Raw genomic sequence first — 26,611 nt, 5'->3', positions numbered from 1 at the left:
ATTGGCTGTTACGCATTGATACTACCCTGGGTTCTTTATTGTTTTCTTAAGCTAGAATGTAAAAAGGGGCCAAATTTTGGCCCCTTCTGGCTTTTCAAAGACTATTGATTCTTCAACGCCTCATGCGCAGCAGCAACCGCAAAGCCCTTGTTAATTGGCGCCCCCACGTCAGTCAGCACAGATTCTAAGGCCGAAAGGCACAATATGACGTTATTGAGGTTAGCAGAATAACCCATTAGACCAATGCGCCACACCTTACCTGCAAGATTGCCCAGACCTGCACCAATCTCAAGATTGTAGTCTTTAAGTAATCGAGACCTTACAGCAGCATCATCAACACCATCGGGGATATAAATCGCATTCAGCTGAGGAAGGCGGGCATTTGCTTCAACGACAAATCGAATGCCCATAGCCTCCAATCCAGCCTTGAGCGATTCATGCATACGCTTATGGCGAGCCCAGGCATTTTCAAGTCCTTCTTCCTTCACCATGACCAATGCCTCATGCAGCGCATAAAGCGGGTTTATTGGTGCGGTGTGGTGGTATGCGCGCTTTGTACCAGCCCCCCAATAGCCCATAACCAGATTCAGATCCAGAAACCAGCTTTGCACTTTACTCGAGCGTGACTTTATTTTTTCAATTGCACGTTCGCTAAAACTCACAGGCGACAAGCCAGGAGTACAGGATAGGCATTTTTGAGTACCGGAATAGATAGCATCAATACCCCACTCATCGACCAGTACCGGAGTACCTGCCAATGAAGTCACCGCATCAACAATGGCGACACAGTCGTGTTTGTGGGCAATTTCCACCAAGGTTTTGGCATCCGATTGCGCACCAGTCGAGGTTTCGGCATGCACAAAAGCGACAACTTTTGCGTCAGGATTTGCCTTTAAGGCGGATTCGAGTTTGTTGGGGTTTACGGCACTTCCCCACTCATCTTCAACCATGACGGCTACGCCACCCGCTCTTTCCACATTCTCTTTCATGCGCCCGCCGAAAACACCATTTTGGCAAACAATGACTTTGTCACCTGGTTCTACCAGGTTGACGAAACACGTTTCCATACCAGCAGACCCAGGAGCAGATACGGGAATGGTCAACTCATTTTTCGTCTGAAAAACATATTGGAGCAGAGATTTCATGTCGTCCATCATGCCCACAAACGCCGGGTCGAGGTGGCCAATTGTCGGTCTTGCCATAGCACTCAAAACACGTGGATGCACATCGGATGGCCCGGGCCCCATCAGGGTACGAACCGGAGGAATAAAGGAACTTGCCATTTTCTGTCTTCTCTCTAACTTTGGTTATTTGATCTATTACCTAGATCCAGACAATTTGCCGTATGCTCAGTACAGCACTGGAACTGCTTATACCTTACAATATTTATAAGGTAATAAAAACCTCTTCCTAACCCAAGGCCTTAATCACTCGTCGAATATGAGCCAGATTTGCCCCAAAATCGCCTCTACCGATTCTCGATGCCGAACGTATAACAAGCACACTATGCTGTGCATCCACCGGCGTAACTCGCACCTGAATATCGTCCTTAAACCCCCATAGAGGTGAAATGACAACCGCAGAAACTGTCAACGCATCTTGATTCACGGAGGCAATCGACCATCCCTGCTCGTGCAGGACGGATTCAATCCTTTGAAACAAATTCTGAGCTGGAACGTCATATACCGGTAGCCGAAGCTCAGGGAAGCGATGATCTTGTCTGGTTTCCGCAACATTTTGAGTCCAATAGATTTTTAGCCTGTCTATGGGACCTGGCGCTTCAAAAACAGACACCCCGTTGAGTAGAATCGGGGTTAACATGCTCAAGGGAACAAAAACGACAATTGCTATTAGTATCATTTTCACATTACGCACACTTGTTAGACACAAAGGGGACAATCATGCGAAAAATTTTCGCTCCAGCTATTTTTCTATCATTACTCATCACTTCGACGCCATTATGGGCCGGAATGGAAGATGATATCAGGTTTATTCTGAAGGCGAAGAATCCTCCGGCAGGTGTGGTATTCGAGATCGTAGAGGGCAAGCAAGAGGCGTTGAATTGGGCCTTGCCCAAAATCCAGGAATACGGCGAAAAGTTACGCAAACAACATCCGGGAATCAAAATTGCCGTCGTCAGCCATGGCAGTGAACAATTCGGCCTTCTGACTGAAAACCAGAAAAGCATGCCTGATGCTCACCAACGAGTCAAAAGCCTGGTCAGTGAAAATGTACCGGTACACGTTTGTGGAACGCATGCGTCCTGGTATCACAAGGAAGAAAGCGACTTTCCGGAATATGTGGATGTAGTGCCAGCAGGTCCCGAAAAAGTCTCGGAATATCAGCGTAGGGGGTATGCCTTGGTGGAAATGGAAAAGCCGTAGCCACCCACAGCCTAGAACACGTAGGTTACTCCCATGGAAACCCCATAGACATTTCCACCCTGCGCGGGTGGCGCGTAGTATTCCCCATGATCAACAGCACCTAGGCGAAAACTGGCAGCGTCTGCGTTATCCACATACGCTGCAACAATATAGAGTTCCACCTCTTTAGACATTCGCTGTTGCACGGAAGCCGCGTACAAAAAACCCTCTGAATTTTTTATCCAATAATCGTTTTCCGCGGCAAAAGCCTGCAACACGATGGCGGTATCTTCGATACGACGACGAAAACTCACTCCGTAGCTCTCACGACTAAGAGTAGTATCAATGCCCGACTCCATGACCTCGTAAATAAAATTGATCTCGGTCTCATCCATTGTGAGCCCGCCAGCGACTCGATTCACAGCCGAATCAAGAATATTCTCGTGCGTTTCCCGCGCAGCGCCAAGATAGAAAAACTTTGTTTTATATACTCCGCTGTAACTCCAGATCGCTTCAGATGAAAGCGAACTGTAATCCAGCTTGTAATGCCCAAACTGTCTTAGCGCCCTCATCCAGCGCACCTGAAGCCCGGCAATTCTCGGGGAGACATACATTACCGAACGCTTTGCCCGCAAATTAAAAGTATCAACTGTAATAGGGTCAAATTGGTCGCGAACCGCGCCCATAATGCTTCTGAAGTCCGCGATAGTTTCAGGGAGCATATCAACCTTGCTACCTAAGGTTCTGAATGGTGAATCCTGATATCCGGCGACAATAGTCCCAAGTCCACTTGCAATTCCTAAGTAGCGGTTCCTGCCTTTTAGTCGATCCGCTTCGCCGGTGGCATCAACCTCAGACTCTATCTTCCATACAGCTTGTAGCGAGCTACTTCCTAAAACTTGAGACCCCTTAAAACCGAATCGAGTGGCATTACTCGATATAGTGAACACATTGGCACCACCGGTTCTTACCGCATCGGATGACAGATGCAGCTGCCCGTAAAGCTGGTAGTCCGCTTTGGCAACACCCAAAAACAGAAACAAGCCAATGAAACAAAAGGATTTTCTAAAAAGAACAGCCATAGGTAAGACACAGAGTTTAACTAGCCGGGTATTATATCGCCTATAACCGGTGAAAGAATAGCGGATAAGCCCGCATAAAAGTGAAAGTGTCGGTTAAATGCCGGATGCTCCAGAATTATGCACGCATAAGGCGCTGATACATCGGCACGTTCTGTTTATACAGCCGGGAAAAATACTTTCGAAAGTTGATACCAAATTCTCTTTGCAGTTGCCTGGAAGCATGCTCATAACGTTTAATTTGCAAGGCCTGGCTGCGGTTCCGAAAGCAGAATAAAACAACATTACTATTTAGTTTACCCAATTGGTACAGCAACACCCCACCATCGAAGAGAGCTCGAATCTCTTTTAATCGTTGTTGAAAATCGTCTTTTCGACGATTCCAGAGATTGATACACAGTATCCCATTTGCCGATAAGTGGCTTGCGCACTTCGCAAGATAAGGAATATTGGACACCGCATCCACTGGCCCATCTCGATCAAAGCCATCAATAAACATAAGGTCGTATGATTTGTGTTGAGCAACGCCATCAAAGTAGCTAGCCCCGTCTGCACACTCAATGTTCAGGCGTGAACTATTTTCCGGCACATCGAAAAATCGATATGCAACTTGAATTACGGCCTGTCTCAACTCGACCACATCGACTTGCGAAACATGACAGGCTCTAAGTAAAAATTTAGGTATCGATCCACCACCCAGGCCAAGACAAAAAACTCGATGCGGTTGGCGATTAAAAATAAGTGACAACATCATCACCTGGGTATATTCAAGCACAAGCAAGCCCGCGTGCTGAAGAAACATGGCGCTTTGACGCTTTTCATTTCCAAAGTAAAGCGTTCTCACTAACGCCCCTTCAGTTACGACCAGTTCTCCGAATGCGTCCCTACCCCGAAATAAGATGCTTTCCCCTGAATATTGCATTTCCACACACGTGTAGTTTTCGATGTTGTAGCAGAAAGCATAGTCCATTCCGGAAATTACAAACATAGACACATAAAAAAACCCGGGAGATCCCGGGTCTTAAAAATGAGAGTTGAAGCGCTCGCAATCAATCAGTGCCAGTTTTTTGCGTTCCCTGCTTGGCACGAAAATCTTCAATTGCAGCCTTGATTGCGTCTTCGGCTAATACTGAACAATGCACTTTAACAGGTGGAAGAGCGAGCTCTTCTGCTATCTGTGTGTTCTTAATCTGTTGTGCCTCATCCAGAGTCTTGCCTTTCACCCACTCGGTGAGCAATGAGCTGGAAGCTATCGCTGAGCCACAACCGTAGGTCTTAAAACGTGCGTCTTCAATAACGCCAGCATCGTTGACTCTGATTTGCAGGCGCATTACATCACCACACGCAGGAGCTCCGACCATCCCGGTACCGATACTGGTATCAGCTTTATCAAAACTGCCAACGTTGCGTGGATTTTCATAGTGATCAATTACCTTGTCACTGTAGGCCATGGTTGATCTCCTTGTTAATTAATAAAACCAGGAAAACAACATTATCCACGCAGATGACAATTAGGCTGCCGCCTTACCAGAGTTATCCTGTGGATACTGCTGCTCGCCGGAATCTCCTTTGAAGACTTCGGCTGCTGGAGGATTTTCTATACACTCCGCCAGCGTAATATTGTTTAAAAACCCATACATGCGCTGGCTAAGATTAGCCCAGAACACATAAGGCATATAATGTTCGTTCTCCCGGCTAGTTTGAACGGCCTTTTCGTCCACCGCCAGAATAATTTGCGCAATACTAATATATTGCGCGGGTTTTGCCAGGCGATATCCACCACCAGGCCCCCTAGTCCCTTTCACTAATCCATTTTTCCTTAAATCGGCAAATAATTGCTCGAGATAAGACAGTGAAATATTTTGCTTTTCTGCAATGTCCGCAATTGTCAGAGGGCCTTGGCTCTCACTCATCGCTAAATCCATCATTGCAGCTACTGCGTAACGTCCTTTGGTAGGGATTTTCATCGCGCTTCACCTCGTATTCTAAAGTTTAACATCCATGAACTCAACATTTCTGAGTTGTTTCCTCAGTAATTCTGTATCAATAAATGTAGCGGACCTCTATGTACAAAGTGAAGATAAAAACCTGGGAATTTACAGTTATTTACAAATCAGGTTACATTTTAAAGGGGAAATGACTCAAGCGGTTGTTTTGCAACTCAAAAAATATCTCTTACTAAATCGAAATGTTTACAATTGTATCAAACTGGGAAACTTATCCAGCACTTGCGGAGGTAATAAGAAACCATTCAAATTTAGATTCGATCTAACCTAAATCACCCCAGCGGCTCTGTAATATACTAATTGCGGTGATAGTTGCGGTTTCCGCGCGCAGAATTCTTGGACCTAGTGACACGGCAGAAAACCCAAGACTGGTGAATTTCTCCACCTCTTCGTCACTAAACCCCCCTTCTGGCCCAATTAGCAAAACGCAAGGCGATGCAATAGCCTCGAGCAACCCGAACCGATTCTGACCTTGTGGCACCATAACGATATGGGTCACGGCGTTGCTACAGGAACTTTGTAGCCACTGCTCCAAAGTGACAGGTGGATGAACCTTTGTAATCACGCTTCGACCACATTGCTCAGAAGCAGATATCACTACGCGCCGCCAATGCTCGTGCTTCTTTTCGCGCCGTTTGTCATCCAATGAAACTGCGCTATAGCGAGTAAATACAGGCGTAATCTCCTTTACACCTAACTCCACCGCCTTCTGAATACTAAAATCCATGCGATCACCTTTTGTAATCGCCTGAACTAAATGAATGTACAAACCCGATTCATTTTCTGTACGACTAAACTCCCCAATCTTAATCTCCACGCTACGCTTGGAGACGCTTTCAATTTGCGCAGCGTAGTCTCCACCTTCACCATTAAACAACACCAATTCGGCTCCGACGCCAAGGCGCAGTACATTTTTTATATAGTTGTATTCGTCACCCTGGACGCTAATAGTCGCGTCAGATGACAGCGTTTGCTCAATATAAATTCGGGATAGTCGCATAGGCGCATTGTGCCTAAAAAAAAAAGGGCGAACAATGCGTTCGCCCTACTATTCAATTCCAAGCGCCAGTTTTGCGCTCGACAAGAATTATCGCTTCATTGAGTCGAAGAACTCGTCATTGGTTTTGGTATCCTTCAACTTATCTAGCAGGAACTCCATTGCCTGAAGCTCTTCCATGGGATGAAGTATTTTACGCAGGATCCACATTTTTTGTAATTCATCCTGAGTAGTTAAGTATTCCTCTCTGCGCGTACCTGAGCGATTGATATTGATTGCAGGATAAATACGCTTTTCAGCAATCTTTCTATCCAGGTGGAGTTCCATATTGCCGGTTCCCTTGAACTCTTCGAAGATGACCTCGTCCATGCGCGAACCCGTATCTATCAATGCTGTTGCCAGTATGGTAAGACTACCGCCTTCCTCTGCCTTACGTGCTGCACCAAAGAAACGCTTTGGACGCTGTAATGCGTTGGCGTCAACACCACCGGTCAATACCTTGCCCGAAGACGGAATAACTGTATTGTAGGCGCGCGCCAGACGCGTAATCGAATCCAGCAATATAACAACATCTTTTTTATGCTCAACCAGTCGCTTGGCTTTTTCGATAACCATCTCTGCAACTTGAACGTGGCGACTGGCTGGCTCATCAAAGGTACTGGAAACCACTTCACCGCGAACAGAACGCTGCATCTCTGTAACTTCTTCAGGACGCTCGTCGATAAGCAAAACGATCAGCATACACTCGGGATGATTCGTTGAAATCGAATGTGCTATGTTTTGCAGCATCATCGTTTTACCCGCTTTAGGCGGGGACACGATTAACCCACGTTGACCTTTACCGATTGGTGAAACGATATCGATAATACGGGCTGTCAAATCTTCCGTACTACCATTACCGATCCCCATACGCAGGCGCTCTTTAGCAAAAAGCGGCGTGAGATTTTCGAAAAGAATTTTTGTACGTGCATTTTCGGGGGGCTCATGATTAATTTCATTTACCTTGAGTAGCGCAAAATAACGCTCCCCTTCTTTTGGAGGTCGGATCTTGCCCGAGACCGTATCGCCTGTACGTAGACCAAATCGTCTAATCTGACTTGGTGACACATAGATGTCGTCAGGTCCAGCGAGATACGATCCGTCACTGGAGCGCAAAAACCCGAAGCCATCCTGAAGAATTTCAAGTACCCCGTCACCATAAATGTCCTCGCCCTTTTTAGCGTGGGCTTTTAAAACAGCGAAAACGACGTCCTGCTTTCGTGCTCGCGACATTCCCTCGATATTCATGGACTGGGCAAGTTCCAGCAGATCGGCTGCTGATTTTTGTTTCAACTCTGAGAAGTTCATAGGCAAATTTTACATATATAAGATTAGATGAAAAGATCGACTGCCTGCTAATAAGTACCGCAGACACTTAGTAAGAAACAATTTTCAAGGTGAGTCAGTGGTAACCGGTAGGTTACCACATTGAATATGGCGCAACGCCAGTTCCAGCAACGTCGACGACATATACCTTAGTTATTCTTTACCTTAAAGGTTACTATCGATGAAGGCCGTTAATTGGGACTTGGATACTGCACCAACCTTGGTGGCTTCGACGTTTCCGTTCTTGAACAACATCAACGTCGGAATACCTCGTATACCATACTTTGGAGGCGTAGACGGATTTTCATCGATATTTAATTTCGCCACCTTGATCTTGCCATCGTATTCTTTGGCAATCTCATCAAGAATGGGCGCTATCATTTTACAAGGACCACACCATTCGGCCCAATAATCAACCAATACGGGTCCATCATCCTTCAGTACTTCTTGTTCAAACGAATCATCAGACAAATGGACTATACGATCACTCACCTTATTGTGCCTCCAATCGGGTTATTGGGAATTGGTTTGAACTGGTCATCCTAAATCCAAGATTTATGCCGTTATCAGCGCACTGACTTTCCTTTTGGCTCAATCCGTAGGGGGTTCGTTAAAATTCTTGTTGCTGATGCGGAGCTCCAAGACTCAATGGTTCTTTGGAGAATTATGGTAAATACCTATCAACATAATGCGTAATGTGCTAATTTCAGCCCAATCCGAACAATTTTTCAAGTCCTAAATTATAATTTTTTGATTTTCAATCCCTAAAAATATGGAAAACAACCCCAAGCACCTTACCAATACGACATTTTCTTCGCTTCCAATCGATGACAGAATTGTTTCCAAGCTCTCTGCCGCCGGATTTGAGCTATGTACTCCCGTTCAGGCACAAAGTCTGCCAATTAGCCTAAGCGGCAAAGATGTAATGGCACAGGCTCAAACAGGGACAGGCAAAACTCTGGCCTTCCTCATTGCGACATTTCAACGCATGTTGAGCAATCCTGTCACATCTGAGGGCAAGAAGAAACCTCGGGCTTTGATACTGGCGCCGTCCCGGGAGCTGGCGATCCAGATCCACAAAGACGCCATACTAATCGGTGAATCGCTATTCTCTATAACTGCCGTCTATGGCGGTACAGACTATGACAAACAACGCAAGGCCATCGAAAATGGCACCGACATTTTGATTGGTACGCCGGGGCGCATCATCGACTACGCCAAACAAGGGGTCTTCAAACTTAAAGACATGGATATCATCATCATCGATGAAGCAGACCGCATGTTCGATCTCGGCTTTATCAAAGATATCCGTTTCATTCTGCGCCGCCTACCTCCAGTGGAAAGACGACTCAGCATGCTGTTTTCAGCAACACTATCGTATCGCGTTACCGAACTCGCCTACGAACATATGAACAACCCAGAGTTGGTTGAGGTTGAACCCGAAACAGTTACCACCGAAAACGTTGCGCAATATGTCTACTACGTCGCAAACGAAGACAAAACCGCTTTACTAATATCCTTACTCAAAGAGGACGATGTCAAACGCAGCATAGTCTTTGTAAACACCAAAATTGAAGCCGAGCGCCTTGTAGCTTCACTGACGGGAAATCAGATTCGCACGGGCTTACTCTCTGGCGATGTACCGCAGAAAAAACGACAGCGCCTGGTAATCGATTTCGAGAAAGGTGAATTTGAGGTATTGGTTGCTACCGATATCGCCGCTCGTGGCATACACGTTTCAGACGTTACTCATGTTTTTAATTATGACTTACCTAATGAAGCGGAGGACTACGTACACCGCATCGGTCGAACCGGCCGCGCAGGAAACAAGGGTATTGCCGTAAGTCTGGCCTGTGAAAATTACGCATTCCATCTTCCTGAAATAGAAGAGCGCATTCAAAAGAAAATTGAAAAGAAAGTCTATGATCCTTTTGAATTGCCTGAACTGCAACCGCCAGCAAAACTAAAAATGGAGAGGGTCAAACCTTTCAACAAGGGAGGCTCAAATAGCAAACGTCCCGGCAATCAACAGAACAACCGCAACAGATCAGGCCGGTCCCGTCGACCAAATCAGGGAGCCAAAACAAGCGGATCAAACAGTTGAGGCACGATTACTGATTTTGCCTTGCAGGCGTTTACTCGATTTCCAGCGCCTCATCATGAGAATTTTCTCGCCACCCTTGCGCTCTTCGCACACAGGGCAGGTCAAATGTCCCATATAGAGATCACCCGGCACTTTGCCGGCGTCGGTCAACCTCATCTGCTGCTCTCTTAGCGTTTTCTGAATTGTTCCTATTCCGCCATGGTGAAGCATGAAATGGACGTCAAAAGGTGGCGGCAAATATTGAACTAGACGCGAGGGTGACTCGGCGTCTTCGATGAGACAAATCAATTCACCTCCCCACATGCCTGTGCGCGAAAACACTAGACCTGGCCACACCGGTTTCAAATCTAATTGTTCAATATTTTCCGCCTGCTTTCCTACATACATATCAAAGGCTAGGGGCATATGGAAAAAGCTGGGTATCGACATCCGATGCACGCAACGCCCCGACAAAGACAGTTCGGCACCATCCCAGTCGGGCCAATGATCGGGGCAACGACAAACCTGTTCTTTGCTATTTTCTGACATGACGATACGTTATAAAAATATTTGCGAACCAGATCCAAAAGCCGACACCCATTACCGTCGATACCACCGCAATTACCGGTCTGTAGATGGAGTGTACATCGTGCATCTCCTGAGTCTTGCCTTCGAGCAACAAACTCCCCTCCCAGTAACCAAATAATAACAATGTGGAATAGAACCCGATAAGTCCGATGGTTGTCCACCAATAGGTGTGCTCTACCAGGCGGTATGAATACAATGGCCGCTTGCTGATTCTTGGCAATAAATAGTAGCTCACAGCCATTAACAATATCACTACACCGCCTATGACATTGATATGTGCGTGTGCCAACGGATCTATCATATGGCCAGGGCCTCCATAGGGACTTCCTATGGAATCCAGCCATGCGCGAATAGGTTTTTGGACCTGTAACACGCCATGAACTGTACCAACCATAAAAAAGGCCACGGACGTGACCAGAAACTTCATCAAGCGCCCGTCTTCCGAGCCAATCTCAGTATTACTCATAAATACAACCAGTTACCCCACATACGCGATTCACTAACGGAAACAGCTTTCTAGTGACGAGCCGCCGCCGCATTCTACCCCATGCCCTACAATCAAGGAAACCCGAACCTGGGTGATATCTCTTGCTCGCACTGTTTAGTTCCACTATACTTTCGCCCCTTCGCTCGCGCGGTGCCGTGCAATAATGACTCGGTGGCGGCGCATACAGGAAACCAGAGGTTTAAGAATGAAAGCTGATATCCATCCGGAATACAAAGAAATTGCTGTTACATGCAGCTGTGGCAATACATTTAAGACAAGATCTACTCGCAAAAGCGAACTACATCTTGATGTTTGTTCCGCTTGCCACCCCTTTTATACAGGGACGCAAAAGATAGTGGACACCGCCGGTCGTGTGGACAAATTCCGCCAAAAATACGGACTCAAGTAAATCCCACATATTGCTCGGGGCGCGGATTATCCGTGCCCTGTTCACTGCGTCGCTCTTATTTACAGCCAACGCTTTTGGCGATACAGACTGTAATACCAACCAGTTTGACGAAATCACGCGCATTAAATCGATTATCGACGGCGACACACTGCTACTCGAAGATGAACGCCTTGTTCGACTAATCGGCATTAATTCACCAGAACTAAACGAAGAGCATCCCCCTGCAGAACCGTTTGCAGACCAGGCCAAAATCACGCTTCAAAATCTTCTAAAAAACATCGGTAGTATTGGACTCATCCGAGACCAAGAGAAAAGAGATCGCTATCAGCGTATATTGGCGCACGCATTTTTACCCAACGGCACCAACCTCCAGAGCGAAATGTTGCGCGTAGGCATGGGGGTACACGTTTTCATGCCACCAAATGAAAAATTCTTTGACTGTTACCGAAGAAGTCAGGCAGAGGCAATGACGGCCTCCACAGGAATTTGGTCACACCCCCGTTTCCAGGATCATGACGCTGAGGTGCTCACTTTGCGACATCTTGGTTACTACACTATTACTGGACGAATTCGCGAAATCACTACTAGTCGTCACTCAACATGGCTTGTTGTTACTGACCGGTTCGCATTTCGCATTGAAAACGAGGATCTCAAATATTTTAAGAAACAAAAGCCTGAAACCCTGCGCACCCATACAGTTCGGGTAGGAGGTTGGATTTTTCCGTACAATTCAGGACTCAATATGCGCATACTTCATCCAAAAAATATTGAGATACTGGATTAAACTGCCACAATAGATTTCCTGCAGCGTATTACTCCAGCATCCATAGGCAAACAAGGACACGACATGAGCAAAGACATCAAACAGGCCGCGTTGGACTATCACCGCCGGCCCATTCCAGGAAAACTTGCTATTGAGGTTACCAAGCCTTGCACCAGTCAATACGAATTGTCCCTCGCATATACACCTGGTGTTGCCGAACCGGTTAGGGAAATCGCCCGTGATGCGGAACTGGCCTATTCTTATACTGCGAAAGGCAATCTCGTTGCGGTGATCTCAAACGGTACAGCCGTGTTAGGACTCGGCAACGTTGGCGCTCTTGCAAGCAAGCCTGTTATGGAAGGAAAGGCGGTGCTATTTAAGCGCTTTGCCGGAATTGATGTGTTCGATATCGAAGTCGATACACAAGACCCAGACGAATTTATCGATACCGTTGTGCGCATCGCGACTACTTTTGGCGGCATCAACCTGGAGGATATAGCAGCGCCTCACTGTTTTCGAATCGAACAGGAAATCCAGTCGCGTGTAAATATTCCTGTATTTCACGATGATCAGCACGGAACGGCCATCATTATTTCCGCTGGTCTAATCAATGCTCTTGAAATCGCCAAGAAGAAATTAAGCGAAGCGAAAATTATTTGTCTTGGTGCGGGTGCCGCCGGTTTCGCATCTATGAACCTGCTCATTGCTCTCGGCGCAAATAAAGAAAACATTCGACTCATAGATCGCCAGGGCGTCATACACGACGGACGTAGTGATCTTAATGAATTCAAGAAACAGTTCGCGGTAAAAACCGATGAGCGTACTCTTACAGACGCGATGACAGGAGCCGATGTGTTCATCGGCGTATCAGGACCGAATCTAGTTAGCGAAGAAATGCTGGCTTCAATGGCCCCAAACCCGGTTGTATTCGCCCTATCCAATCCCGATCCTGAAATTCGCCCTGAAGTTGCTCACACGGTTAGAGACGACTTAATCATGGCTACGGGACGAAGCGACTACCCCAATCAGGTCAACAATGTTCTCGGATTTCCGTACATATTCAGAGGCGCGCTAGATGTACAGGCTACGGGCGTAAACCAGGAAATGATGATCGCGGCAGTACACGCCCTGAGCAAACTCACTAAGGAGCCTGTACCTAAGGAAATTCTTGTCGCCTACAACATCGACAGCCTGTCCTACGGTAAAGACTATTTCATTCCGAAGCCATTTGATCCACGCTTGTCACAATACGTGTCGTCAGCCGTTGCAAAGGCAGCGGTCGAATCAGGCATTGCACGCAAAGCCTATCCCGCCAGCTATCCGACCGTTGATTAATGCTTCATCCCGCCAGCAAGGTTTTTACCTTGTTGGCATCGGCACGTTTCATCGTTTGTCCATCGGTATTACTTAACGGTGGATGTCTGATATCAACCAGAGCAAAAACATAGAGTTCTACCGTTGTTTCGCCCGCTTCAAATCTCAAACAAGGAACCTCGCGGATTTTTCCGGAACGATAGCGAACTTTGCCGCTTCGCTGATCGAAGTCGATATTTTTTTCCATCAAGAAATGCACAATATCATCGGGATTTTCAGCAAACACATGCAGCTGCACTGCGTCATATGCCGCCGCTGTTCCATCCAAAACAGAACCAACCAGGCGTGGATTGAAAGGAGCTAGAAACGACATGCCTTCAAGCGCCGTTTTTCGTAATTTTTGTAGATCAGAGCTTGGCTCATTGGATGAAAACATCGCACGATAGGCCAGCAACTCCTGTTCTATTTCTTGATTATTAGGGAGATCGCGGCGCTGTTTAATACCAAGCCGATCTGCCGCTTTTCGTCTGGCGGTCTCGAAGTCACTAATACTGTCCTGCGACATTATACGCGCCGCTTCCACTGCGATTCTTTGCCGGGTGTGTTTACCCCAAGGGCTACTTTGACGTGACATAACTGCCCCTTTCACAACCTATACATAGCCACTATCCAAGCGAGAACTTCCTCAGGCATTTCAAACCAAAGCAACGAAAAAATAATTAAAAAAGTTGCTCTGATATGCTTCCACCACCACCTTCGGATTCCCCTCCCGAGTTTTCCATCGTGACCTCTGAGGTACTAGTGGGTACCTTGTCTTCCGGAAAATACTCAAAAATCGCATCTTGTGTAGCAGGGCCGGCAAGCATGCCAGTATTCGGGTCAATCTTGACCGTCACAATACCCGGCGGCTGAACAAACCGCGTTTCAGGTTTTGCGCGAAGCGCTTCTCGCATAAAGCTAATCCACATTGGCAACGCTGCACGCGCACCAGACTCGGAGTCACCCAGCGGATGGGGGTCGTCAAAGCCTACCCACGCAGTGGTCACAACTTCGCCATTAAAACCGGAAAACCAGGCATCTTGCTGATCATTCGTCGTACCTGTTTTGCCCGCAAGATCGTTGCGACCCAAGACTTTTGCGCGTCGTCCGGTACCGCGATTGATGATGTCACGCATGACTGAAGTCATGATGTAGACATTCTGAGAGCTTAAAACCCTGGGCGCGAGATTCACCACCGATTCCTCGCCCAATTTGATTCCTTCCAACAAAGAACTATCCAGCGCGAGAAAGCCTGTATCCAGTAAAACCTGTTCCTCGTTTTCCTCTGCGGAAATATCGGGAACCAGCTCCTCTACCTGTCGTGACTCGCTGCATGTTCCACATACGACCGCCGGATTGGCCTTAAACAACAGCTCCCCATTGTTACCCACAATTCGCTGAATGATGTAAGGGTCTACTCGAAATCCACCATTGGAAAACGTTGCATAACCACGCGCAATCGACAAAGGGGTAACAGTGGCGCTACCAAGAGCAAGCGACAAGTCTCTCGGCAATTCCGCCGGGTCGAATCCAAACTTCTTTACATAATCGAGCGCGTAGCTGATTCCGATGGAACGCAATATCCGTATCGAAACCAGATTACGCGACTTAACCAAGGCTTCGCGAAAACGCGTTGGACCAAAGAACTTCCCACTGTAGTTTTCCGGACGCCAGGTATCTTCGAGACCCGGATCATCAAACACTACCGGTGCATCGTTAATGAGCGTTGCAGCGGTATAGCCTTTTTCCAATGCCGCAGAATAAACAAAAGGTTTAAAATTTGAGCCAGGTTGACGCTTGGCCTGGATAACGCGATTAAATTTACTGGCATTAAAGTCATAGCCGCCCATGACAGCCTGGATCGCGCCGTCTCTAGAACGCAGGGAAACAATCGCTCCCTGAACTTTGGGCACTTGACCAACTTCCCATTGGTTTCCGATTGGCCTCAGATACACCACATGACCCACGCGCACCACGTCGCTAGCTTTCGTTGGCTCGGGCCCAGTCCAGTTTCCGTCCTGGTAGGGAGCCGCCCACTTAATTCCGTCCCAACATAAATTCACAACTCGGTCATCTTCGAGATAGACCAAGGCATCTTTTTCATTTACCTCGAAGACAAACCCTCGCTTCATCACGGGATCGGGCGCTACCTCGTCAAATGCCTGCGACCATTCCACTGGATCCGTTCTTTCCATCTCGCCATAGGAATGAACTGGGCCACGATATCCGTGACGCGTCTCATAATCCAGCAAAGCTGTACGTAACGCATGATTCGCTTTCTTCTGTAAACGGGACTCAACAGTGGTGTAAACCTGGTATCCCTCGGTATACACATCGTTACCATATCGATCGACCAGTTCCTGACGCACCATCTCCGCGATATATGGCGCTTCCAAATCAATGGAATGCCCGTGGTCTTCCGCAGTCACTTCGCTAAGTACCGCTTCCTTGTACGCCTCTTCATCGATATACCCAAGCTCATTCATACGCCGTAACACATAGTTGCGACGTAACAGCGCGCGCTTAGGATTTACAATGGGGTTGTAACGGGAAGGCGCCTTGGGCAAACCGGCAATCATGGCGTATTCGGCTAACGACAGCTCACGAATATCTTTTCCATAGTAGGTCAACGCGGCCGCGCCAACGCCGTAGGCACGTTTACCGAAATAGATCTTGTTCAGATAGAGCTCCAGAATTTTCTTCTTATCCAGCTCGTGTTCTATTTTGAATGCCAGTAAGATTTCCGTAAACTTGCGAAGAAAGGTCTTTTCTCGACTTAAGAAAAAGTTTCTTGCCACCTGCATAGTAATGGTGCCACCACCCTGAACCTTCTTACCGGTGGTGATAAGCTTTCCAACCGCGCGTAACAAACCAAGAGCATCTATTCCGGGGTGCTCAAAAAAGCGGTCATCCTCTGCACTGAGCACTGCCTGGATAAGTTGTTCCGGCATCTCTTCGTAAAGCAACGGGCTGCGGCGCTTTTCACCAAATTCTCCGATTAATTCCCCATCGGCGGTAAAGATGCGCAAGGGAACCTGAAACTTTACGTCCTTCAGGCTCTCTATAGAGGGCAGATTTGGGGCGATATATAAATACAACCCCAGAGTGATAAGCAGCCCGGCGAGCATCATTCCGAGCCCTGAGTACAGGGTGTATCTGGCAAATTTCTTGTGAGTTGATTTCATGTAGTTTGCGTAGAATTCAAAAATCGGGCCGTTCCCACGAGTCGCTAATTTATTAAATAGATTAAATAAATAAGTTTTCTCGCCGACATACACTTTAGCCCATAAAATTGGGCGCTATAACATGTGTGGGTAGCGGGTAAACACCTGGTCAGTCAGGATAATTAAACCTAATAATAACAATATGTTGATAGTGTTAACCAGAACTCTATCACAACTCCGTAAAACGGAGGGTTTTTATCCGCGACACCGGGGTATTGGCGTATGACTGTGTTACGCCAATGAGGTTCTGTTTTATTTGTACAGGAATACAACGGATTGAAACTCGCTAGATTGCTACCATTTTCACGCAAACACCAGGTTTATCTGGGGCTGGACATTAGTTCGTCTGCGGTAAAACTCCTGGAACTGAGTGAACATGACAACCGCTTCCGGGTCGAGGCCTACGCCGTCGAACCATTGCCACCCAATTCCGTGGTGGAAAAGACTATTGTTGACGTGGAATCTGTCGGGGAAACTATACGCCGCGCGGTTCAACGATCCGGCACCAAACTTACTCAAGCGGCTGTCGCTGTCGCCGGCTCTGCCGTTATCACCAAGCGTATCGCCATGCCTGCATCGTTAGACGATGAAGAGCTAGAAGGTCAGATTCAGCTCGAAGCCGAACAACATATACCTTATCCACTTGAAGAGGTCGCATTAGACTTCGATATCATTGGCCCATCGGAAAACAACCCCGACATGAACGATGTGCTATTGGCCGCGTGTCGCTCGGAAACTGTCGATGCTCGCGTTGCAACCGTTGATCTCGGTGGACTTACTGCTGAGATCGTCGATGTAGAGGCATATGCTCTCGAAAGCGCCCTGGTTCTGATCTCTTCTCAGTTACCAGAAGCAGGTTTCGGTAAAATCATCGCGGTTGCTGATGTTGGGGCGACCATGACCACATTAAACGTCATCTTCGATCACAACATCATCTATACGCGTGAGCAAGTTTTTGGTGGAAAGCAACTGACCGAAGAGATTCAACGCCGCTATGGCCTGACTTACGAAGAAGCCGGTATGGCAAAACGTCAGGGTGGGCTACCGGATGATTATAGTTTGGACGTACTTGAACCTTTTAAAGAAGCTATTGCGCAACAGGTTAGCCGCTCTATACAGTTTTTCTTTTCATCCAGTCGCTACAATTCCATCGATCACCTTGTACTTGCAGGTGGATGCGCATCGATTCCGGGGATAGACGAAATCGTACAAGAGAAGGTCGGCGTAAATACGAGTATTGCTAACCCGTTTATTGCAATGACGGTTTCACCAAAGATTGACACTCAGGCACTGTCAGAAGATGCACCTGCTTTTATGATTGCCTGTGGTCTGGCCTTGAGGAGTTTCGATTAATGGCCGGCATCAATCTTTTACCGTGGAGAGAAAAGTTACGCAAGGAGCGTGAACAACAGTTTTACGTGTTACTTGGCTTTTTTTGCGGACTTGCGCTCGTGGTAGGCGTGGTATTTCACATCGTTATCTCCTCACTCACCGGCTTGCAAGAATCGCGTAATAGCGTGCTGACCCAGGCAATCGCGCAACTGGATGGTGAGATTTCCAATATCAAAAGCCTTGAAGTAGAAAAGACACGCTTGTTAAATCGTATGACTGTCATACAGAAACTGCAATACAGTCGTCCGGAAGTTGTCCACCTATTTGAAGAGCTCATCACGACTCTACCTGACGGCGTTCAACTGCTAAAGGTTACACAAAATAACAACACTCTCAGCATTGAGGGTATTGCCGAATCGAATTCGCGAATTTCGTCGCTACTGCGCAATATGGATCGATCAGACTGGTTAACAGAACCACAACTCATCGTTATCAATTCGGATACGCGGGAACACCCTAATTCAAGCTGGTTTTCCATGCAGGTTAAGCGTACCCGCCCTGGAGTAGCGAATAATTTATGAAAATGAAGCGCTTTAGTCTCAGCGATCTGGATTTTAACAATATTGGCGCCTGGCCTAGCAGCGCCAAGGTACTTGCTGTGATTGTGGCATGCGTAGCGATTTCAATTCTTGGTTATCTTATTGACACCCAACCGCAGTTGGATGCTCTCGAGGCATCAAAATTAAAAGAAAGAGACTTAAAGCAACTGATTGATATCAAGGCAGCCAAAGCAGCTAATCTAGTGGCCTACCAGGCACAAATGGCAGATATACAGCGCTCCTTCGGTTCATTACTCAAACAGTTACCGAGCAAAACAGAGGTGGCTGAGTTGCTCACCGACATCACACAAACGGGGATATCTTCAGGACTGGAGTTCGAGCTATTTAAACCTATGCCCGAGATTCCTGCTGAATTCTATGTCGAACTCCCAATCGAGATAAAAGTCAGAGGACGCTATCACGAGTTTGGGAAGTTCATGGCAGGACTCGCAGCACTACCACGCATCGTAACAATACACGACTTCAAAATTTCGACGATGGAACAAAAAGGTTCAAAAGACCAACTGTTGATGGAAGCAACAGCCAAAACCTATCGATACCTCGACGAGAAAGAAGTTGAACAATTTAAAATGAATGGTAAATAGACGTGAACGAATTAAACTCAGACAAGCAACGTATAACGAGAGCCCTGGCTATCGCTGTGCTGGCATTAGTGCTGACACTGAGTAGTTGTGCCGACGAAGATCTTAGCGATCTGCAAGGTTATGTTGAAAGTACCAAATCCAAATACCAGGGCACTATCGAACCACTGCCAGCTTTCATGCCCTACGAGTCGTACAAATATCACGGGGCGCAGTTGCGTGACCCCTTTAAGCCTTCCGTTTCGCTGGTGAAAACCATTTCCATCACTAGTCGTAACGGTGTGAGTCCGGATGCCAAGCGTGCAAGAGAGGAGCTGGAAAAATACGCCCTCGAATCCCTGACCATGGTCGGCGTTATGCATAACCAGGGATTGATATGGGGAATCATTAAGGCCCCGGATAATACGATTTATCGCGTGAGAAAGGGTAATTATATGGGCCACAATCACGGACGCATCACGCGAATCAGGGATACGGAAATAAAATTGCAGGAAATCGTTTCCGATGGCTCAGGCGGCTGGGTTGAACGACCAAACACATTGACATTAAGTGAATAAGACGTGGGTAAACAACATGTGTGCGCTAACTAAACTGATCAAACAACAGAGCAGGAAATGGATGTCCGGACGCGTTCGGCGATCCCTGCTGTCTCTTCTGTTTTTAGCACCGGGTGCGGCTCTAGCAGCAAATCCAGTCACCTTGCAGGACATGAGCTTTACTTCACTACCTGGCGACAAGATGCAGGTAAACCTGGTCTTCTCTGGCCCTGTCGAACAACCCAATAGCTTTAATGTCGATGAACCCCCTCGTATTGCACTTGACCTGGCAAATACGAAAAGCGCATTACCGTGGCGTTCTCGCCGAATAGCCAGCGGGCCGGTCAAATCAGTATCCGCAATCGAAGCGGGTGCGCGTACAAGAGTGGTTATCAATCTTGTAAAACAAACTGCCTACACCGTCAAACAGCAAGGACACCAGATAGTGCTGACGCTGGGCGGCGAAGCGGAGTCAACAGTACAGGAGTCCGATACAAAAACAGAAACACGGCAAACAACCGCTACCAGCAACTCGAACCGCATTTCACAGAGCACCTTGTCTAGCATCGGCAACCCCGGTATGCCGAGCATACAACAGGTAGATTTCCGTCGCGGAGAAAAAGGCGAAGGGCGAATTTTTGTAACGTTTAGCGACCCGAATATCGTTATCGATGTGCGCCAGGAAGGTGGAAAAATCGTTGTTCACTTTATGAATACACGTCTTCCCGAAGAACTACATCAACGACTCGATGTTGTAGACTTTGCAACTCCTGTACAGACCATAGACACCTTTAGCGAAGAAGGCAATGTGCGTATGGTTGTTGCGCCGACTGGCGAATTTGAACACCTGGCCTACCAATCGGACAACACACTAACCATAGACATAAAACCTGTCGAGGTAACTCAAACGGGAGAACGTCGACAAACCGAATACAAAGGCGAAAAGCTTTCATTGAACTTCCAGGACATTGAGGTACGCGCGGTATTGCAACTTTTGGCTGACTTCTCCGGCCTTAATATCGTCGTCAGTGACAGCGTTCAGGGCAATATTACGCTCCGCCTGAAGAACACTCCATGGGACCAGGCGCTTGACATTATCCTAAAAACTAAAGCGCTCGCAATGCGCCAAAACGGTAATGTCATTCTCGTTGCGCCAGGCGAGGAAATATCTGAGCGTGAGCGACTGGAACTCGAAGCTCAAAAACAAATCACGGAATTGGCTCCATTGCGCTCAGAGCTGATACAGATTAACTACGCCAAGGGTAGTGAGCTAGCCGACATCATTAAATCCGACAAGAATACACTTCTCTCCGATCGCGGTAATATCACCGTCGATGAACGCACCAACACGCTTCTGGTTCGCGACACGGTCGAACATATCGATGAGATACGCAAGTTAGTCAGCAGTCTTGATATCCCTATTCGTCAGGTCTTGATTGAATCACGCATAGTCATTGCCGACGACAAATTTGCCAGAGACCTGGGTACTCGTTTCGGGACTCGCGTCAATCAAGGACTAGGCAACGGCGGTGACAGAGTCATGCTCGGTGGTAGTACGGAAAGCCTCGGCCTGAACCCAGGTACGGGCGCCAGTGACTTTATACCTTCACCCGGAAACAATCTGGCGAACGATTCGCATTTTAATGTCAATTTACCCGCAGTCGTTTCCAAAGGAACGCCCGCGTCTTTCGCGTTAGGCCTGCTCAGTGGCACCAAATTACTCGACCTCGAATTATCAGCATTACAGGCCGAAGGTCGTGGAGAACTGGTATCCAGTCCTCGGGTCATCACCTCAAATCAACGCAAGGCGGTTATCGAGCAAGGTACGGAGATCCCCTATCGCGAATCAAGCTCGAGCGGCGCCACCACAACCAGTTTCCGTAAAGCAGTAATGAGCCTGGAGGTCACGCCGCAGATCACGCCTGATGATCGCATCATACTTGATGTGCGCGTTAGCAAGGACAGCGTCAGCAGTGAAGTCAAAGGCGAAGGCGGCGCTCCGGCCATCGATACCAACGAAGTTATTACTCAAGTACTCGTCGACAACGGGGAAACAGTCGTTCTTGGTGGCATCTATGAACAAAACAAAACAGTCACTATGTCTAAGGTGCCATTTCTCGGCGACATACCAATGCTAGGCTGGTTATTTCGCTCCAAGAGTGAAATAAATAATAAACGAGAGCTATTGATTTTCGTCACGCCGAAAATCCTCAAGGAACAGTTCAAGCTTCAATAGTTAACGTGATATCCTGTGTCAACGCAGTTTGACACAGGATACGTTATGCCCTCGGCATCATCCTCCCCGAAAAAAAACATCATCCTGGTCGGCCCTATGGGTGCTGGCAAAACCACTATTGGCATTCAGCTCGCTAAACAACTGGATCGTGAATTCATCGACAGTGACAGGGAAATCGAAAAACGCACGGGGGCCACCATTCCCCTGATTTTCGAACTTGAGGGCGAAGAGGGTTTTCGCAAACGCGAAGCGTCGGTTATCAGCGAATTGGTGCAAATGCAAAATATCGTATTGGCGACAGGTGGCGGTGCCGTATTACGACAGGAAAATCGCGAGGCTTTATCCCGGGGTGGTCTGGTGATCTATCTCAAATCTGACGTAGAGCAACTATTTGAGCGTACCAGCAAAGACAAAAGCAGACCGCTACTGCAAACCGACGATCCCAAACGCAAACTGACCGAAATTCTGCATCAACGCGAACCGCTTTACGAAGCTATTGCCGATCTGGTCGTTAAAACTGGAGACAACAGCGTCAAATCTGTCGTTGACAGAATCTGCAAACTATTGAAATCCAGGCTTTCCGCCTGAGGCATTGCCAATCCCATCACTTGCGAGCAATGCCTATAAAGCATATTCTTCTAGGAATTTTTACCAGGAAACCATTATGAAAACTCTTACAGTCAATCTTGGCGACCGCAGCTACCCTATTTATATCGGTCAACAGCTCCTGGGGGATCCTCAGTGGATTAAGCCACATATCCGCGGCAAGCAGGTTTTAGTTGTCAGCAATGAAACCGTCGCGCCACTCTATCTTGAAGCAACATTAGCTATGCTGAGAGATTATCAGACCTCCACCGTTATATTGCCAGATGGCGAAAAATACAAAGATATCAAAACACTAGATTTAATCTTCGATGCACTCCTGGGCGTACCCTTTGATCGCAGCTGCACGCTGGTAGCGCTTGGCGGCGGTGTTGTTGGCGATATGACAGGCTTTGCCGCTGCTTGCTATCAGCGAGGCGTGGATTTCATACAGATACCCACTACCTTGCTTGCCCAGGTGGATTCCTCTGTTGGTGGCAAAACCGGCGTGAACCATCCCCTGGGAAAAAATATGATAGGCGCATTCCATCAACCCAATGCCGTTATCATCGACACCAACACATTAAATTCGCTGGAAGACAGAGAATTGAGTGCTGGCCTGGCTGAAGTCATCAAATATGGACTGATCGGCGACAGGGAATTCTTCGAGTGGTTGGAAGAAAATATTCCTGCGCTAATGGAAAGGGCGCCGGACAAACTTATCTATGCCATCGAACGCTCCTGCCGTAACAAGGCCGATGTCGTCGCCAGTGACGAGAGAGAAGCTGGACAAAGAGCATTACTGAATTTAGGCCACACCTTCGGTCACGCTATTGAAACCGGCATGGGTTACGGCTCCTGGTTACATGGGGAAGCGGTGGCGACAGGCATGTTGCTCGCGGCCGACTTATCGGCGCGCATGGGCTGGTTAAACCAGGACGATGTTCATCGCATCGACAATATCATCGACCGTGCCTGTCTACCGACTCGCGCACCTGCCAAATTGACGACGGATCACTTTCTCGAACTCATGGCTAGAGACAAGAAGGCACTTCACGGCACCATTCGTTTGGTTTTGCTCAAGGCAATTGGAAATGCCGTGGTAACTGCTGACTACGATCCAGCCTTACTACGAAAGGCGCTGGACGAACATCACGCCATTACCAGTAATTGACGGGAGCTTCATGCTGACACTTGCGCCCTACGCAGCACAGGATTCCAACTCTCGAGGCCGTCGCTTTCCAGAGCCTCCTCCGGGTTATCGCAGTGAATATCAGCGTGATCGCGATCGCATCGTTCATAGCACCGCCTTTCGTCGACTCGAATACAAAACCCAGGTTTTCGTCAATCATGAAGGCGATCTGTTTCGCACACGACTCACTCACTCCATAGAAGTCGCGCAAATTGGCAGGGCGATGGCCCGCACACTCAACCTCAATGAAGATTTAACCGAAGCTATCTCTCTTGCCCATGACCTCGGCCACACGCCATTTGGTCACGCAGGACAGGACGAACTCAATGAGTGCATGGAAAACTACGGCGGGTTTGAACATAACCTGCAATCTCTGCGGGTGGTGGATAGTCTCGAAGAAAAATACGCTGAATTCGAAGGACTCAACCTGACCTTTGAGACCCGCGAGGGCATCCTCAAGCACTGCTCTCTGACCAATGCGCATTTGCTCGGCGAGTTGGGTCAACGATTTCTCGAAAAAAAACAACCCTCCTTAGAAGCACAACTTGCCAACGTCGCAGACGAGATCGCCTATAACAATCATGACGTCGATGACGGTCTGCGCGCAGAGTTTATCAGCATCGAACAACTGCAATCTGTTCGTCTGTTTCGTCAGCAATACGATGAGGTCAAACGACTCTATCCAGAATTGGGGGGGCGACGAGCCATACACGAGATCGTACGACGCATGATAAATTGCCTGGTGTCGGATTTACTTGCCAATACCCGCGATGTTCTCCAAAGAATAGCTCCACACAATATCGACGATGTACGTGGCCAGGACCAGCCACTGATCGGTTTTAGCGATGAGATGCGCGAACTCAACCTGGAGTTGAAACAATTTCTGCGACGAGAACTGTACACTCACTATCGTGTTTATCGTATGACGAACAAGGCACGCCTGGTAATACGCAATCTGTTCGAGGCGTTTATAGACGATATACGACTGCTCCCGGACAAACATTCATTGAAAGCAAGAGAGTTGGAGAGAGAGCAAGGCGATAGCGGACGTGCGCGTTGCGTTGCTGACTATATCGCGGGTATGACAGACCGTTTCGCAATCATGGAGCACAAACGGCTTTTTGAGCCGATACAACTGACTTAGGCCCTAGTTCATGCGTATCTATATGCAATCTGCAACTGTAGAAAACCAGTTGCCACGCTTTTATCAAATTCATCTCGAACAGGATTTGTTAGAGGGATGGCTGGTTGTCAAGGAATGGGGACATCAGGGTTCGCCTGGGCGCGTGAAAAGGGAACACTACACCAGCAAAGATGAAGCCGAAAAGGCCGCTCTGGAAAGTCGCGACAGCCAGATCAAACGGGGTTATCGCGTTGTTTTTGTACAAGGGGAGCGATTTCCCGGCTAGCCTGGGAGGAAATAAACATGGCCGTCACCGCAGACATCACAGCAATTATGACTAGCAATCCCTTCGCGGATGAAGTCAATGAGCGGAATTTTTTTGAAGACATTGAACGGTCAGAGCTTCGGCAAAAAGTCGTACATTTGCTCGAGTTCGGAAGTGAGATTATTTATCTGCACAATGAGCGCGAATCAGGCAAAACAACACTGGCGCATCAATTAATCAGTGAAAAACAAGACGAGTGGTATACCTGCCTGACCGATGCCAAAGAGGCGAATTCGGTCAACTCGCTACTCGCGATCATGTCGAGAAAATTTCGGATAGATGAAAGTGAACCCGAGAAAATCCTCGGCAAGCTCGCTGATCAATTGACTGAGGCTCGCGAACAGAACATGATGCCCGTGCTCATTATTGATGATGCCGAACAACTAGATCACACCATACTTCGACTACTCGTCTCCATTAGTACGATTGCGATAGGCGGACGACCGGTACTGCGCATTTTACTATTGGGCAAATTTATTCCCGATACATTGAGTCGTCTTATACAACAGTGCACACCACCCCAAGAATTATTACAACTGGAAGTTCCGGTCTTTAGCGAAGAACAAACGGCTATATATATCCAACATCGTTTATCCTCCGCCGGCTCAAACCAACATAGCGTGTTCAGTGAACCCGTATTGGCGAGAATTCACCAACAATCTCATGGCCAGCCGGGACATATCAATGCATTGGCATTCAGCATACTTAGCAGCGGCAAAGAGCATGAAAAAACCAGCCCCCAGCAAACACGATCAGACAAAAAAAGAAGCCAGCAAAAATTAAAGCTTGTCGCTTTAGCACTTTCGGTTTCCATAGTCGTGTCGCTTGTTTTGCTCCAAACCAAACAGAATGCAAAAATCGAGACCCAAGAGGTTCAAGCGCTCGATATCCCAGAACCTCCACCGGAATTACCTAAGTCACCTCCGCCAGCGATTATTCCTGAAACTGCGGAATTACCGGAACCATCCACAACACAAACACAAACACAAACACAAACACAAACACAAACACAAACACAAACAAATCGTTTATCTCCGCAAACCAATTCGCAAGCAGACGATAACACTACAAGCGGTGAAACAACATGGCTGCGATCACGCAATCCGCAACACTATACACTGCAGCTACTGGCGGTCAGCAATGAAAAAGCTGCTTTAAATTTTATTGCGGAAAACCGACTTCAACAACACAGTGCGATATTCAAAATCCAAAAGGGAAATAGAACCTTATATTCGGTGGTACATGGCGATTTTTCTTCACAGAGTGAAGCTAAACAGGCAGCTGATTCTCTTTCCAAATCTTTATCCTTAAAACAACCTTGGATTAGAACCTTTGCCAGCATTCACAAGACGCTTAAGTAAGAAGTG

Annotated in this window: 28 protein-coding genes; 15 read left to right on the top strand and 13 right to left on the bottom strand. The window is 47.6% G+C overall.

Annotated elements, in window-relative coordinates; genetic code table 11:
• Positions 1–101: 101 nt before the first annotated feature.
• Positions 102–1,283 (bottom strand): alanine--glyoxylate aminotransferase family protein, encoded by a 1,182-nt coding sequence (locus tag OEZ43_04795; GenBank protein ID MDH5544887.1) that lies wholly within the window; start codon positions 1,281–1,283, stop codon positions 102–104.
• 127 nt (positions 1,284–1,410) lie between these two features.
• A complete protein-coding gene (locus OEZ43_04790; GenBank protein ID MDH5544886.1) occupies positions 1,411–1,860 on the bottom strand; it encodes a DUF1499 domain-containing protein in 450 nt (149 codons plus the stop codon).
• 41 nt (positions 1,861–1,901) lie between these two features.
• On the opposite strand from OEZ43_04790, the gene OEZ43_04785 reads away from it, so the two are divergent.
• Positions 1,902–2,384: a DsrE family protein gene (locus tag OEZ43_04785; GenBank protein MDH5544885.1), complete on the top strand. Its 483-nt coding sequence runs from the start codon at positions 1,902–1,904 to the stop codon at positions 2,382–2,384.
• Positions 2,385–2,395: 11 nt separating this feature from the next.
• Here OEZ43_04785 and OEZ43_04780 read toward each other — a convergent pair whose 3' ends face one another.
• The 7 genes from OEZ43_04780 to trxA form a co-directional block, all read right to left on the bottom strand.
• A complete protein-coding gene (locus tag OEZ43_04780) occupies positions 2,396–3,445 on the bottom strand; it encodes a porin (GenBank protein MDH5544884.1) in 1,050 nt (349 codons plus the stop codon).
• A gap of 115 nt (positions 3,446–3,560) precedes the next feature.
• Complete coding sequence (locus OEZ43_04775) at positions 3,561–4,286, bottom strand: hypothetical protein (GenBank protein ID MDH5544883.1); 726 nt, start codon at positions 4,284–4,286, stop codon at positions 3,561–3,563.
• A 205-nt stretch (positions 4,287–4,491) separates the two neighbouring features.
• Complete coding sequence (iscU, locus tag OEZ43_04770) at positions 4,492–4,893, bottom strand: Fe-S cluster assembly scaffold IscU (protein MDH5544882.1); 402 nt, start codon at positions 4,891–4,893, stop codon at positions 4,492–4,494.
• Between the two features lie 60 nt (positions 4,894–4,953).
• Entirely contained in the window at positions 4,954–5,409 is a 456-nt protein-coding gene (locus OEZ43_04765) for an Rrf2 family transcriptional regulator (protein ID MDH5544881.1), read from the bottom strand.
• Positions 5,410–5,710: 301 nt separating this feature from the next.
• On the bottom strand, positions 5,711–6,448 hold the full coding sequence (locus tag OEZ43_04760; protein MDH5544880.1) for a 16S rRNA (uracil(1498)-N(3))-methyltransferase: 738 nt from the start codon (positions 6,446–6,448) through the stop codon (positions 5,711–5,713).
• Between the two features lie 87 nt (positions 6,449–6,535).
• The gene (rho, locus tag OEZ43_04755; protein MDH5544879.1) at positions 6,536–7,792 is read right to left on the bottom strand and encodes a transcription termination factor Rho; all 1,257 of its coding nucleotides are present in this window, start codon (positions 7,790–7,792) and stop codon (positions 6,536–6,538) included.
• Between the two features lie 183 nt (positions 7,793–7,975).
• On the bottom strand, positions 7,976–8,302 hold the full coding sequence (gene trxA / locus OEZ43_04750) for a thioredoxin TrxA (GenBank protein MDH5544878.1): 327 nt from the start codon (positions 8,300–8,302) through the stop codon (positions 7,976–7,978).
• 280 nt (positions 8,303–8,582) lie between these two features.
• Between trxA and OEZ43_04745 the strand changes: the two genes are divergently transcribed.
• Positions 8,583–9,914, top strand: a complete 1,332-nt coding sequence (locus OEZ43_04745) for a DEAD/DEAH box helicase (GenBank protein ID MDH5544877.1) — start codon at positions 8,583–8,585, stop codon at positions 9,912–9,914.
• Here the strand turns inward: OEZ43_04745 and OEZ43_04740 are convergent.
• Together OEZ43_04740 and OEZ43_04735 are read right to left on the bottom strand one after the other, a co-directional pair.
• Positions 9,903–10,442: a hypothetical protein gene (locus OEZ43_04740; GenBank protein MDH5544876.1), complete on the bottom strand. Its 540-nt coding sequence runs from the start codon at positions 10,440–10,442 to the stop codon at positions 9,903–9,905. The genes OEZ43_04745 and OEZ43_04740 overlap by 12 nt on opposite strands.
• Complete coding sequence (locus OEZ43_04735; protein MDH5544875.1) at positions 10,429–10,947, bottom strand: cbb3-type cytochrome c oxidase subunit I; 519 nt, start codon at positions 10,945–10,947, stop codon at positions 10,429–10,431. The genes OEZ43_04740 and OEZ43_04735 overlap by 14 nt, the downstream gene beginning before the upstream one ends.
• Before the next feature lie 226 nt (positions 10,948–11,173).
• Between OEZ43_04735 and rpmE the strand changes: the two genes are divergently transcribed.
• The 3 genes from rpmE to OEZ43_04720 all read left to right on the top strand — a co-directional run bounded on the left by rpmE (position 11,174) and on the right by OEZ43_04720 (position 13,475).
• A complete protein-coding gene (gene rpmE / locus OEZ43_04730) occupies positions 11,174–11,377 on the top strand; it encodes a 50S ribosomal protein L31 (protein MDH5544874.1) in 204 nt (67 codons plus the stop codon).
• Positions 11,340–12,161 carry a thermonuclease family protein gene (locus OEZ43_04725; GenBank protein MDH5544873.1) on the top strand — a complete coding sequence of 274 codons (822 nt, stop codon included), beginning with the start codon at positions 11,340–11,342 and terminating at the stop codon, positions 12,159–12,161. Before rpmE ends, OEZ43_04725 begins: the two co-directional genes overlap by 38 nt.
• Before the next feature lie 63 nt (positions 12,162–12,224).
• Positions 12,225–13,475: a malate dehydrogenase gene (locus tag OEZ43_04720; protein MDH5544872.1), complete on the top strand. Its 1,251-nt coding sequence runs from the start codon at positions 12,225–12,227 to the stop codon at positions 13,473–13,475.
• A 4-nt stretch (positions 13,476–13,479) separates the two neighbouring features.
• On the opposite strand, the gene OEZ43_04715 is transcribed toward OEZ43_04720, so the two are convergent.
• Positions 13,480–14,088 (bottom strand): hypothetical protein, encoded by a 609-nt coding sequence (locus OEZ43_04715; protein ID MDH5544871.1) that lies wholly within the window; start codon positions 14,086–14,088, stop codon positions 13,480–13,482.
• Positions 14,089–14,173: 85 nt separating this feature from the next.
• On the bottom strand, positions 14,174–16,678 hold the full coding sequence (locus tag OEZ43_04710; protein MDH5544870.1) for a penicillin-binding protein 1A: 2,505 nt from the start codon (positions 16,676–16,678) through the stop codon (positions 14,174–14,176).
• Between the two features lie 330 nt (positions 16,679–17,008).
• Here OEZ43_04710 and OEZ43_04705 point away from each other — a divergent pair, with 330 nt between their 5' ends.
• The 10 genes from OEZ43_04705 to OEZ43_04660 all read left to right on the top strand — a co-directional run bounded on the left by OEZ43_04705 (position 17,009) and on the right by OEZ43_04660 (position 26,605).
• Complete coding sequence (locus OEZ43_04705) at positions 17,009–18,070, top strand: pilus assembly protein PilM (protein MDH5544869.1); 1,062 nt, start codon at positions 17,009–17,011, stop codon at positions 18,068–18,070.
• Complete coding sequence (locus OEZ43_04700) at positions 18,070–18,630, top strand: PilN domain-containing protein (GenBank protein MDH5544868.1); 561 nt, start codon at positions 18,070–18,072, stop codon at positions 18,628–18,630. The genes OEZ43_04705 and OEZ43_04700 overlap by 1 nt, the downstream gene beginning before the upstream one ends.
• The gene (pilO, locus tag OEZ43_04695; GenBank protein ID MDH5544867.1) at positions 18,627–19,253 is read left to right on the top strand and encodes a type 4a pilus biogenesis protein PilO; all 627 of its coding nucleotides are present in this window, start codon (positions 18,627–18,629) and stop codon (positions 19,251–19,253) included. The genes OEZ43_04700 and pilO overlap by 4 nt, the downstream gene beginning before the upstream one ends.
• A 2-nt stretch (positions 19,254–19,255) precedes the next feature.
• Positions 19,256–19,807: a pilus assembly protein PilP gene (locus tag OEZ43_04690; GenBank protein MDH5544866.1), complete on the top strand. Its 552-nt coding sequence runs from the start codon at positions 19,256–19,258 to the stop codon at positions 19,805–19,807.
• A gap of 61 nt (positions 19,808–19,868) precedes the next feature.
• Complete coding sequence (locus OEZ43_04685; protein ID MDH5544865.1) at positions 19,869–22,022, top strand: type IV pilus secretin PilQ; 2,154 nt, start codon at positions 19,869–19,871, stop codon at positions 22,020–22,022.
• 45 nt (positions 22,023–22,067) lie between these two features.
• Entirely contained in the window at positions 22,068–22,610 is a 543-nt protein-coding gene (gene aroK, locus OEZ43_04680; protein MDH5544864.1) for a shikimate kinase AroK, read from the top strand.
• A 76-nt stretch (positions 22,611–22,686) separates the two neighbouring features.
• Positions 22,687–23,778, top strand: coding sequence for a 3-dehydroquinate synthase (aroB, locus tag OEZ43_04675; GenBank protein MDH5544863.1), 1,092 nt, complete (start codon positions 22,687–22,689; stop codon positions 23,776–23,778).
• 10 nt (positions 23,779–23,788) lie between these two features.
• A complete protein-coding gene (locus tag OEZ43_04670) occupies positions 23,789–24,940 on the top strand; it encodes a deoxyguanosinetriphosphate triphosphohydrolase (protein ID MDH5544862.1) in 1,152 nt (383 codons plus the stop codon).
• Positions 24,941–24,962: 22 nt separating this feature from the next.
• A complete protein-coding gene (locus tag OEZ43_04665) occupies positions 24,963–25,205 on the top strand; it encodes a WGR domain-containing protein (protein ID MDH5544861.1) in 243 nt (80 codons plus the stop codon).
• Between the two features lie 17 nt (positions 25,206–25,222).
• On the top strand, positions 25,223–26,605 hold the full coding sequence (locus OEZ43_04660; protein ID MDH5544860.1) for an SPOR domain-containing protein: 1,383 nt from the start codon (positions 25,223–25,225) through the stop codon (positions 26,603–26,605).
• Positions 26,606–26,611: the final 6 nt, after the last annotated feature.

The organism is Gammaproteobacteria bacterium, from assembly GCA_029881255.1.
Lineage (GTDB): Bacteria > Pseudomonadota > Gammaproteobacteria > S012-40 > S012-40 > JAOUMY01.
The sequence above is the reverse complement of the archived record's forward strand: the minus strand, read 5'-3'. Positions and strand labels throughout refer to the sequence as shown.

Coding starts and splice junctions, on each gene's coding strand:
- aroB (MDH5544863.1), top strand. CDS start 22,687: ATGAAAACTCTTACAGTCAATCTTGGCGACCGCAGCTACCCTATTTAT.
- OEZ43_04720 (MDH5544872.1), top strand. CDS start 12,225: ATGAGCAAAGACATCAAACAGGCCGCGTTGGACTATCACCGCCGGCCC.
- OEZ43_04760 (MDH5544880.1), bottom strand. CDS start 6,448: ATGCGACTATCCCGAATTTATATTGAGCAAACGCTGTCATCTGACGCG.
- OEZ43_04790 (MDH5544886.1), bottom strand. CDS start 1,860: ATGATACTAATAGCAATTGTCGTTTTTGTTCCCTTGAGCATGTTAACC.
- OEZ43_04700 (MDH5544868.1), top strand. CDS start 18,070: ATGGCCGGCATCAATCTTTTACCGTGGAGAGAAAAGTTACGCAAGGAG.
- pilO (MDH5544867.1), top strand. CDS start 18,627: ATGAAAATGAAGCGCTTTAGTCTCAGCGATCTGGATTTTAACAATATT.
- OEZ43_04685 (MDH5544865.1), top strand. CDS start 19,869: ATGTCCGGACGCGTTCGGCGATCCCTGCTGTCTCTTCTGTTTTTAGCA.
- OEZ43_04710 (MDH5544870.1), bottom strand. CDS start 16,678: ATGAAATCAACTCACAAGAAATTTGCCAGATACACCCTGTACTCAGGG.
- OEZ43_04665 (MDH5544861.1), top strand. CDS start 24,963: ATGCAATCTGCAACTGTAGAAAACCAGTTGCCACGCTTTTATCAAATT.
- aroK (MDH5544864.1), top strand. CDS start 22,068: ATGCCCTCGGCATCATCCTCCCCGAAAAAAAACATCATCCTGGTCGGC.
- OEZ43_04740 (MDH5544876.1), bottom strand. CDS start 10,442: ATGTCAGAAAATAGCAAAGAACAGGTTTGTCGTTGCCCCGATCATTGG.
- rho (MDH5544879.1), bottom strand. CDS start 7,792: ATGAACTTCTCAGAGTTGAAACAAAAATCAGCAGCCGATCTGCTGGAA.
- OEZ43_04765 (MDH5544881.1), bottom strand. CDS start 5,409: ATGAAAATCCCTACCAAAGGACGTTACGCAGTAGCTGCAATGATGGAT.
- OEZ43_04785 (MDH5544885.1), top strand. CDS start 1,902: ATGCGAAAAATTTTCGCTCCAGCTATTTTTCTATCATTACTCATCACT.
- OEZ43_04745 (MDH5544877.1), top strand. CDS start 8,583: ATGGAAAACAACCCCAAGCACCTTACCAATACGACATTTTCTTCGCTT.
- OEZ43_04735 (MDH5544875.1), bottom strand. CDS start 10,947: ATGAGTAATACTGAGATTGGCTCGGAAGACGGGCGCTTGATGAAGTTT.
- OEZ43_04780 (MDH5544884.1), bottom strand. CDS start 3,445: ATGGCTGTTCTTTTTAGAAAATCCTTTTGTTTCATTGGCTTGTTTCTG.
- iscU (MDH5544882.1), bottom strand. CDS start 4,893: ATGGCCTACAGTGACAAGGTAATTGATCACTATGAAAATCCACGCAAC.
- OEZ43_04795 (MDH5544887.1), bottom strand. CDS start 1,283: ATGGCAAGTTCCTTTATTCCTCCGGTTCGTACCCTGATGGGGCCCGGG.
- rpmE (MDH5544874.1), top strand. CDS start 11,174: ATGAAAGCTGATATCCATCCGGAATACAAAGAAATTGCTGTTACATGC.
- OEZ43_04715 (MDH5544871.1), bottom strand. CDS start 14,088: ATGTCACGTCAAAGTAGCCCTTGGGGTAAACACACCCGGCAAAGAATC.
- OEZ43_04660 (MDH5544860.1), top strand. CDS start 25,223: ATGGCCGTCACCGCAGACATCACAGCAATTATGACTAGCAATCCCTTC.
- OEZ43_04670 (MDH5544862.1), top strand. CDS start 23,789: ATGCTGACACTTGCGCCCTACGCAGCACAGGATTCCAACTCTCGAGGC.